The sequence below is a fragment of the Streptomyces corallincola genome, assembly GCF_019104725.1.
Lineage (GTDB): Bacteria > Actinomycetota > Actinomycetes > Streptomycetales > Streptomycetaceae > Streptomyces > Streptomyces corallincola.
This window is the reverse complement of the sequence record NZ_JAHRXF010000082.1, coordinates 1-8,811: the sequence shown is the minus strand read 5'-3', so window position 1 is coordinate 8,811 and position 8,811 is coordinate 1. Positions and strand designations below refer to the sequence as shown.

Below are 8,811 nucleotides of genomic sequence, written 5' to 3'. Positions count from 1 at the left end.
TCCTTGGCCAGCTCGGCCTCCAGCTGGGCGAACTGCTTCTCACTCAGTCTCGGCAGCGATGCCGGCCCCTGTGACCGCAGAGCCCGCGGACCGCCCTCGTCCCACGTCCGCCGCCAGCGCTGCACCGACCGGACGCTGACCCGCAGGTCTTTGGCGATCACCGAGCTCGCCTCGCCCCGGGCGAACCTCTCGGCGGCCTTGAGCCGTAACTCCTCGCGGAACTGCTGGCGTTCGGCGGTCAGCCCGCCCCCTTGTGGATACCGCATGCCCCGGTGATACCGCACGAGCAGCAAGCCGTCAGCCCCTACGACACCACGAGTTCAACCTCAGTAACTGAGCCATATCCCCTCGCGCATGATGACCCTCCCGCGCAGTTCTGGCTCACCGCGCCAGGCACGCGCGGAGTTCGGAGTGACGCGTACGTACACGAAGTCGCCCTCTTCGGTTCGCGTGTCCCAGCCGAACTTCTCGACGTACGCGTCCGCCGCGGCGCCGGGCACCTCGTGGTCCGGGAAGCACTCCGCTTCCCCCCGGATGAGCACCACGTCGAAGGTGTCCGGTAGCGACAGGTGGACACGCGGTTCCACGCGGATGTTCCGTACGGTCGGTGATGTGGCGCTGGTGCACATCCACACCGCCTGCCCGTCCCACAGGAACCAGAGCGGCACCTGGTGTGGGCCGTGGTCGGGGTGAGAGGTGGACAGCCAGACGTCGCGCTCGGCAACGAGCCTTTCCAGAAAGTCACTTACGCGTTCCGCCGTGCTGCGGCGAGGGGTTCCTGTGCTCTTCACAAGCGCCGACCCTAACCTCGCGGACAGACCACACGGACAGTCCACGTGGACGCGGAGCGTGCCCGGCCGCCGTCCTCTGCCGGGACAAGGCCCATGCCTCCCCCGTACCCCCTGCGGCAGAGGCCGTTCATCCGTGGCAGTACAAGGTCTTCTGCTCGGTGAAGAAGTGCCACGCCTCCGCCCCGCCGAGTCGGCCGAAGCCGGAGAGGCCGACGCCGCCGAAGGGGACATGTGGTTCGTCACCGACGGACGGGCCGTTGATGTGGACAGCACCCACATGGATGCGGCGGGCGACGGCGACCCCCCGGTCCGCGTCGGCGGAGAGGACGGAGGCGATGAGGCCGTAGTCGCTGTCGTTGGCCCGTTGGATCATGTCGGCCTCGTCCTGGCAGGGTTCGACCGCGACCAGCGGCGAGAACGCCTCCTCGCGGGCGAGGCGGGCGGTCCGGCCGACGTTGCCGAGCACTGTGGGGCGGGCGAGCAGCCCGTCCGTGTGGCCTCCGCCCGCGAGGACAGTGGCGCCGTGTTCGCGGGCGTCGGCGACCAGTTCACGGAAGTGGGTCGCGGCGCGCCGGTTGATCAGGGGTCCGATGTCGGTGCCCGGGGTGCGGGGGTCGCCCACGGTGAGCGCCTGCGCCTTGGCGGTGACGCGGGCGAGCAGATGATCGTAGTGGCGCCGTGGGACGAGTACGCGGTCGGTGCTCATGCAGACCTGGCCGGAGTTGGCGAAGGCCGCGACGGTGAGCAGGTCGGCGGCGCGGTCGAGGTCGGCGTCGTCGAGGACGAGCGTGACGTTCTTCCCGCCGAGTTCCATGACCGCCGGTGTCAGATGCGCGCCCGCGACCTGGGCGATGGCCCTGCCGACCGGGGTGGAGCCGATGAAGACGACGCGGCGCACCTCGGTGCGGGCGATCAGGGTGGCGACCAGTTCACGGCTGGTGCCGGGGGAACAGGTCAGGACGTTGATGACGCCGTCGGGCAGTCCGGCTCGGGTGAGGGCGGCGGCCAGCAGGTGACCGGCGGAGTGGGGGGCGAGTTCGCTGGGGCGCAGGATGACGGTGTTCCCGGCGGCGAGTGCGATGGCGACGGCGCGGGCGGCCAGGACGACGGGGGCGTTCCAGGGAATCATCGCCAGGACCACTCCGGCGGGCCCACGCAGGCTCATGTTGGTGGTGCGGGGGTCGTGCGAGGGCAGCAGGGTGCCCGTGGGGGTGCTGGTGAGGGCGGCTGCCTCCCGAAGGTTGGCGGCTGCCTCGTGGATGTTCATCTCCCCCCAGCCCCGGACGGCACCGGTCTCCAGGGTGAGGGCGTCGTAGTGCTCGGGGGCGTGCTCTTCGAGCAGGTCGGCGGCGCGCAGGAGGATGCGGCGGCGTTCGACGTAGCTGGTGGTGGACCAGTCGTGGAAGGCGGCGTGGGCGGCGGTCACGGCGGCGTCGGCGTCGGCCGGGTCGGCGGAGGCGACATCGGCGAGGCGCTCGCCGGTGGTGGGTGAGGTGACGGGGAAGACCTGTCCGTCGCGCGCCGGGACGTACTTTCCGCCGATCAGGAGGAGTTGGTCGGACATGGGCGGTGGCTCCTTGGACCTGATGTGGGGTGTTGGTCGGAGGGCTGACTCGGGAGGGCTCAGCGGGTGCGGAGGGCTCAGCAGGCGCGGAGGGCGCGGAGCACTCGGCGGACGCAGATGCCCCAGAGGTCTCGGAGAACCCAGAGGTCTCGGCGGACTCGGCGGACTCGGAGAACCCTGAGAACCTCAGAACCCGGAGAACCCAGCAGCCTCAGAAGACGAGTACAGGCTTGACCGCGGTGCCCTCGGCCGCGTCGGCGGCGGCCTGGTTGATGTCCGCGAACGGGTAGGTGCGCACCAGCCGGTCGAGGGGGAAGTCGCCGCGGGCGTGGGCGGCGATCAGCGACGGGATGAAGGTCTGCGGCTCACTGTCACCGAGGGTCACCCCGCGCAGGGTGCGGCCGAGCAGGAGGCGGTTGACGTCGAAGGCGGCCTTCGATCCCGCTGCGGGAGCGCCGATCAGAGCGAGCTGACCCGCGACGCCGAGGGTGTCGATGAGTTCTTCCGTGACGCGGACATTACCGGTGGTCTCGATGACGGCGTCCACGCCTCGGCCCTGGGTGAGGTCCATCAGGGTCTCGGTGAGCGGGGCGCGTGAGGTGTCGATCGTGTGGGTGGCGCCCAGGGCGCGGGCGAGGTCGAGGCGTGCGGGGACGCGGTCGATGGCGATGACGTCACCGGCGGCGGTCAGGCGGGTGGCCATGACGGCGGACAGGCCGACCGCTCCGGCCCCGGCGATGGCGATGGTGGTGCCGGGGGCGGGCCGGACCACGTTGAGGACGGCACCGGCGCCGGTCTGGACTCCGCAGCCGAGCGGGGCGAGGACGGGCAGGTCGGCGTCGGGGATGTGGTCGGGCAGGACCACGATGCCGCGCTGGTCGGCGAGCGCGTGGGTGGCGAACGAGGACTGGCCGAAGAAGTGGCCGTTCAGCTCGGTGTCGTCGTGGCGGATGGTGGCGGTGCCGTCCAGGCGTCGGCCGCCGAAGAGGTTGAGCCCCATCTGGTGGTCGCAGTGCGCGGGGTGGCCCGCGCGGCAGCCGCGGCACTGGCCGCAGGAGGTGAAGGTCAGCAGGACACGGTCGCCGGGGCGGATGCCGGTCACGGCCGGGCCCGTCTCCTCGACGACGCCGACCCCCTCGTGCCCGAGGACGCCGGGCAGGGGGTAGGGCAGGGCGCCACTGGCCGCGTTGAGGTCGGTGTGGCAGAGACCCGTGGCGATCATGCGGACGCGTACTTCAGTGGGGCGCGGGGCGTCGAGTTCGACCTTTTCGAGGCTGAAGGGTGCTCCCGGAGTCCACACGACTGCAGCGGTGGTCACGGCTGGCCTCCCAGATTTCCTGGCGGATATGGACGTAAATGTCTCCGCGGATGCGGGCGCGGTTAACCCCTGCGCAACACCCTAGACCCATCCGATCCTGATAAACAGGTCTTGACTCCTGATAAATGAAACCTATGCTCTGGTGCATAGGGGCAGTCCCGACTCATCGGAGAGCATCGTGGCAACACCTTTGAGAGCATCCAGGTCCTCCGGGACCTCCACCGCAGGACGCACGGTCTCCCCGGTCCTGGCGATCCTCATCTGCACCGTCGTGACCGTGATGGAGGGGTACAGCCTCATCGTCTACGGCTCGGTCATCCCTCTGCTGCTGTCCGACAAGTCGCTCGCCCTCACCCCGAGCGCGGCGGGCCTGGTCGGCAGCGTCATCTACGCGGGCATGCTGATAGGCGCCCTGGTCAGCGGGGTGATCGGGGACCGGATCGGCCGCCAGCCCGTGCTGCTGGTCGGCATGGGCCTGTTCATCCTCGGCTTCGTGGCCACCGGCTTCGCCGGTTCGGTGGCCACCCTGGGCCTGGCCCGGCTGCTGTCGGGGCTGGGGGTCGGCGGCGCCATCAGCACCGCGCTGGCACTCGCCCGCAACCACGCCCCGCGAGGCCGCGCCGGGCTGGTCATCAACATCACGATGGCCGGTATTCCGCTCGGCGGCGCCCTTACGGCGGCGATCAGTCTGTACGTCCTGCCGCACTGGGGCTGGCGGCCGATGTTCTTCATCGGCGCCGCGCTCACCCTGGTGATCTTCGCCGTGGTGCTGCTGGTGCGCCTGGAGGACCGCAGCGCCTTCGCCTCGTCCGCGGCACACGCCCGGACCGACCGTCGGACCGCCGACCGGACCGGCCAGCGGACCGACGCCCCGGCCGACAAGGCATCGCAACCCCAGTCGGGACCCCAGCCCCACCCGCACCCGCGTCCGCTCAGCGAGCTGTTCCACGGCCGGGGCCGACTCCTGGCGCTGCTCATCGCCGCCGTGGCGATCCCCAACATGTTCACCTGGTTCGGGCTGAACGTGTGGCTCACCGCGGCGATGACCTCACTGCACTACCCGCTCACCTCGGCCCTGCTGTTCTCCCTGGTCCTGACCGCGGGAGCCGTGGTCGGCTCCATGATCGCCGCCCCGCTCGCCGACCGCTTCGGGCTCAACCGCGTCACGCTGATCACGTCCGTGCTGACCCTGGCCGGACTGATCGGGATCGTCGCCGGGGCGCACTACCTGCCGCTGCTGCTGGTCTTCGTCGCCCTGATGGGCGCCGGGGGACACACCACCGAGAACCTGCTCAACGCGTCGGCGTCCGACCTGTTCCCCGCCTCCATCCGCGGCACGGTCCTGGGGTGGACCAACGGCATGTCCTACGTCGGCGCCATCGGGCCCATCGCCGGTGGCCTGGTCATCGGCAGCCACTTCGGCGCGTACGGCGTGTTCGTCCTGTTCGGTGTCTCCGCCTGCGTCGTCGTGGTCGCGGTGGCCGCGTTCACCGCCGTCGTACGCCGCCGCCCCACCCCCGCCGCCGTCGCGCAGGCCGGACCCGGCACGCACACCGGGCCCGGCACGCCCTCCCCCACCCCCGCTCACTGAGAGGTCCAGCCATGAGCCGCACGTACGACATCGACATCAACGACGGCTGGGCCAGGTTCACCCACGGCGCCTTCGCCTGCACCGTCGTCTCCGACGGGGTCCTGGAGCTGGGCCCGGCGCACGCCAATTTCCCCACCGCCGACCCCGCCGAGATCGACGACCTGCTGCACCGGAACTACCTGCCCACCGACAACGTACGCCTGAACCAGAACCTCCTGGTCGTGAACACCGGAAGCCAACTGATCCTGTTCGACACGGGGGTGGGGACCATGCCCGACCTCGGCGTCAGCACGTTCGGCACCCACACGGGCCGGGCGGTACGCAACCTGCGGGCGGCCGGTATCGACCCGGCCGACATCGACATCGTGGCGATCACCCACGCCCACCCGGACCACTGCTGGGGACTGGTGGACGCGGGTGGCAAGCAGCTGTACCCGAACGCCACCGTCATGGTCAGCGAAGCGGACTTCACCCACTGGACCGACCTCGGCAAGATCGCGGACGCGCCCAACGAGCACATGGCCGACCACTACCGGGGCGCCCACGCCAACCTCATGCCGTACGCGGAGGCCGGGCGGCTGGTGACGTTCTCCGACGGCTTCGAGGTCGTCCCCGGCATCACCGCGATCGCCACCCCCGGCCACAGCCCCGGCCACACGGTCTACGAGATCACCAGCGAGGGCTCGACCATGATCTGCTGGGGCGACCTGTGCCACCACCAGGTGCTGCTGCTCCAACGGCCCGACTGGCGCTTCCAGTTCGACTACGACGGCCCCGCCGCCACCGCCCAGCGCCGCCGGATCTACGACCTGGTGGACACCCGGCGCCACACGGTCTTCGCGTACCACTTCCCCTTCCCCGGCCTCGGCCACCTGCGCCCCGACGGCGACGGCTACACCTGGGTCCCCTCGCCGGTGGAACCCGCTCGCGCCTCCGCCCCCGAGACGACCGGCTCCGGCTCCGGCTCCGGCTCCGGCTCCGGCTCCGGCTGCTGAGACTCCCCGGTGCGGGGAGGCCGCCGCTCACCACACACGCCCCTCACGGCACACCCCGCACCACACATCCCACCCGCCCACAGCACGTCAGGAGCGGTTATGAACGCCACCACGATCGACGTCCACGCCCACTACGTCCCCGACTTCTACCGCGACGCGCTGCTGGCGGCGGGACACTCCCGTCCGGACGGCATCAAGGCCATCCCGGAGTGGAGCGAGAAGCTGGCCCTGGAGAGCATGGACCGGCTCGGCGTGAAGACGTCCCTGCTGTCCATCTCCTCGCCCGGTGTGCACTTCGGCGATCCGCGCGCCGCCGCCGAACTGGCCCGGCTCGTCAACGAGGAGGGCGCCCGGCTCACCACCGCTCATCCCGGCCGGTTCGGGTTCTTCGCCTCCCTCCCGCTGCCCGACGTGGACGCGGCCGTGGCCGAACTCCTTTACGCCCTGGACGAGTTGCACGCCGACGGGATCGTGCTGGAGACCAACCACCACGGCGTCTACCTCGGTGACGAGCGGCTGGAGCCGATCTACGCCGAGGCCGCCCGCCGGAACACGGTGGTCTTCGTCCACCCCACCACGCCCGCCGAGGCCGGGCACCTCGCCCTCGGATATCCGCGCCCCATGCTGGAGTTCATGTTCGAGACCACACGTTCGATCACGGACCTCGTCCTGTCCGGGGTCCTGGAGCGGTATCCCGAACTGAAGGTGATCGTCCCGCACGCCGGTGCGGCGCTGCCGGTGCTGGCCGGGCGCATCGAGCTGCTCCTGCCGCTGCTCAGCACGCCGGGCGGCCCGACGCCACCGAGCGTCCGCAAGGCGCTCCGGCAACTGCACTTCGACCTGGCCGGTGCTCCCGTGCCCGAGCTTCTGGGCGCGCTGCTGGAGGTCACCGACCCCGAACACCTGCACTACGGCAGCGACTTCCCGTTCACGCCGCTGGAGGCCGCGGCCCAGCTCGCCGACACCCTGGCGACGACCGACCGCCTCACCGCTCCGGTCCGGGCGGGCATGTTGTGCGGCAACGCCCAGGCACTGGTGCCCCGGCTCGCCATCACGTCCTGACCGACCACGGGCGGGCCCACTCATCACGGTCCCGCCTGTGAGGACACGTATTCCACAATTCAGGACCACGGATTGGTCCTGGTTCGCAACTGGTTAGCAATGACGAGGAGCAAGAACATGAGCAGCGACGAGAAGACTGTCGTCGTCACCGGATCGGGCCAGGGCATCGGCCGCGCGACCGCCGTGGAACTGGCCCGGCGCGGCTACCAGGTGGTGATCGCGGACCTGAACGCCGACCACGCCGCCTCGGTCGCCGACGAGATCACGTCCACCGGCGGGTCGGCGCTCGCGCTCGCGGTGGACATCAGCGACGCCGACTCGTGCCGTGCCGCGAGCGGCGAACTGGCGGGCAAAGTGGAGAAGATTGACGGCCTGGTCAACAACGCGGCGCTGTTCTCCACCCTCACCATGAAGCCGTTCTGGGAGATCCCCGAGGACGAGTGGAACCGGGTGCTCCAGGTCAACCTCACCGGCACCTGGCGGATCACCAAGGAACTGCTCCCCCTGCTGCGCGGCTCCGCCGCCGCCTCGATCGTGAACGTCGCCGCCAGCGCCGTATGGATCGGCCGCCCCAACTACGCCCACTACGTCGCCTCCAAGGCCGGTGTGATCGGACTGACGTACGCGATCTCCCGCGAACTGGCCGGGGACGGCATCCGGGTCAACGCCGTCACCCCCGGCTCGGTCCAGACCGAGATCCCCCGGCACACGATCACCCCCGCCCAGGTACAGGCACAGGTGGACGCCCAGAGCGTGCGCAGGCCCGCCGAGCCGTCCGATCTGGTCGGCGCCGTGGCCTTCCTCCTCGGTCCGGACAGCGGCTTCATCAGCGGCCAGACCCTCAACGTGGACGGCGGCCTGACCGTCCGCTGACCGGGTCGGCGGGCAGCAGACCGTTCGTCCACGGCTTCAACTGCCCTGATCCGTAAGGCTGTTCCCACAGAGTGGGCTCTGTCATGCCCGTACTCCGCACGACGCCCGCATATATGCTCTCCGAATGGTCATCTGACTGGACGACAGTTTCGGTGCGGGCGGTTCGCGGAGCCAACTCCCCTTTCCTGTATGCCACATCGTCTGGTTCTCCGCGATCAACCCGCCTAACATGGTCGAAAACGCCGCTTTGTCCGGCGGTGTTCTTCTCTGGATGGCGAAGGGTGAGAGTTGTGAGCACCTCCCGCGACGAGCAGGGACGGCAACCGCAGCGAGAGCGGGCACAGTTGGAGCCGCAGGTGGGCGGGACTCCAGCCGGCGAGCCCTCTTCCCACCCGTACCGGCATCCCGCCGCGGGGTGGGGCGCGGCGGTGAGTGTGGGGCAATTCCTGGCGCGGGAAGGCGCGTTGCTGGATGGGCCGCGCGCGATCCTGAAGATGAATCACGAGAACGGCGGCTTCGACTGTCCCGGCTGCGCCTGGCCCGATGACAGGAAGGGGCTGCATCTCGACATCTGCGAGAACGGCATCAAGCACGTCACGTGGGAGATGACCCGGAAA

At 70.2% G+C, this 8,811-nt stretch carries 8 protein-coding genes and 1 pseudogene; 5 read left to right on the top strand and 4 right to left on the bottom strand.

Features of this window, described 5'->3' with window-relative positions:
• From KUM39_RS27710 to KUM39_RS27695, 4 genes are all read right to left on the bottom strand, one after another.
• Positions 1-266, bottom strand: a 266-nt coding sequence (locus tag KUM39_RS27710) for a helix-turn-helix domain-containing protein (RefSeq protein ID WP_217788532.1), incomplete at its 3' end; no start/stop codon positions are given.
• Positions 267-326: 60 nt separating this feature from the next.
• Entirely contained in the window at positions 327-791 is a 465-nt protein-coding gene (locus KUM39_RS27705) for a pyridoxamine 5'-phosphate oxidase family protein (RefSeq protein ID WP_217788531.1), read from the bottom strand.
• Positions 792-918: 127 nt separating this feature from the next.
• Positions 919-2,355 carry an aldehyde dehydrogenase family protein gene (locus KUM39_RS27700; protein WP_217788530.1) on the bottom strand — a complete coding sequence of 479 codons (1,437 nt, stop codon included), beginning with the start codon at positions 2,353-2,355 and terminating at the stop codon, positions 919-921.
• A 211-nt stretch (positions 2,356-2,566) separates the two neighbouring features.
• Complete coding sequence (locus KUM39_RS27695; protein ID WP_217788529.1) at positions 2,567-3,673, bottom strand: NAD(P)-dependent alcohol dehydrogenase; 1,107 nt, start codon at positions 3,671-3,673, stop codon at positions 2,567-2,569.
• Positions 3,674-3,863: 190 nt separating this feature from the next.
• Here KUM39_RS27695 and KUM39_RS27690 point away from each other — a divergent pair, with 190 nt between their 5' ends.
• The 5 genes and pseudogenes from KUM39_RS27690 to KUM39_RS27670 form a co-directional block, all read left to right on the top strand.
• Positions 3,864-5,264: an MFS transporter gene (locus tag KUM39_RS27690; RefSeq protein ID WP_217788528.1), complete on the top strand. Its 1,401-nt coding sequence runs from the start codon at positions 3,864-3,866 to the stop codon at positions 5,262-5,264.
• An 11-nt stretch (positions 5,265-5,275) separates the two neighbouring features.
• Complete coding sequence (locus KUM39_RS27685) at positions 5,276-6,259, top strand: MBL fold metallo-hydrolase (RefSeq protein WP_217788527.1); 984 nt, start codon at positions 5,276-5,278, stop codon at positions 6,257-6,259.
• A gap of 99 nt (positions 6,260-6,358) precedes the next feature.
• Entirely contained in the window at positions 6,359-7,321 is a 963-nt protein-coding gene (locus KUM39_RS27680) for an amidohydrolase family protein (RefSeq protein WP_217788526.1), read from the top strand.
• Between the two features lie 117 nt (positions 7,322-7,438).
• Entirely contained in the window at positions 7,439-8,194 is a 756-nt protein-coding gene (locus KUM39_RS27675; protein ID WP_217788525.1) for an SDR family NAD(P)-dependent oxidoreductase, read from the top strand.
• 344 nt (positions 8,195-8,538) lie between these two features.
• Positions 8,539-8,811 (top strand): annotated as a pseudogene (locus KUM39_RS27670) (FdhF/YdeP family oxidoreductase); the annotation flags it as partial.

Bases quoted from the DNA above. Each gene is read 5' to 3' on its own strand.
- KUM39_RS27700 (WP_217788530.1), bottom strand. From the start codon at position 2,355: ATGTCCGACCAACTCCTCCTGATCGGCGGAAAGTACGTCCCGGCGCGC.
- KUM39_RS27685 (WP_217788527.1), top strand. From the start codon at position 5,276: ATGAGCCGCACGTACGACATCGACATCAACGACGGCTGGGCCAGGTTC.
- KUM39_RS27680 (WP_217788526.1), top strand. From the start codon at position 6,359: ATGAACGCCACCACGATCGACGTCCACGCCCACTACGTCCCCGACTTC.
- KUM39_RS27675 (WP_217788525.1), top strand. From the start codon at position 7,439: ATGAGCAGCGACGAGAAGACTGTCGTCGTCACCGGATCGGGCCAGGGC.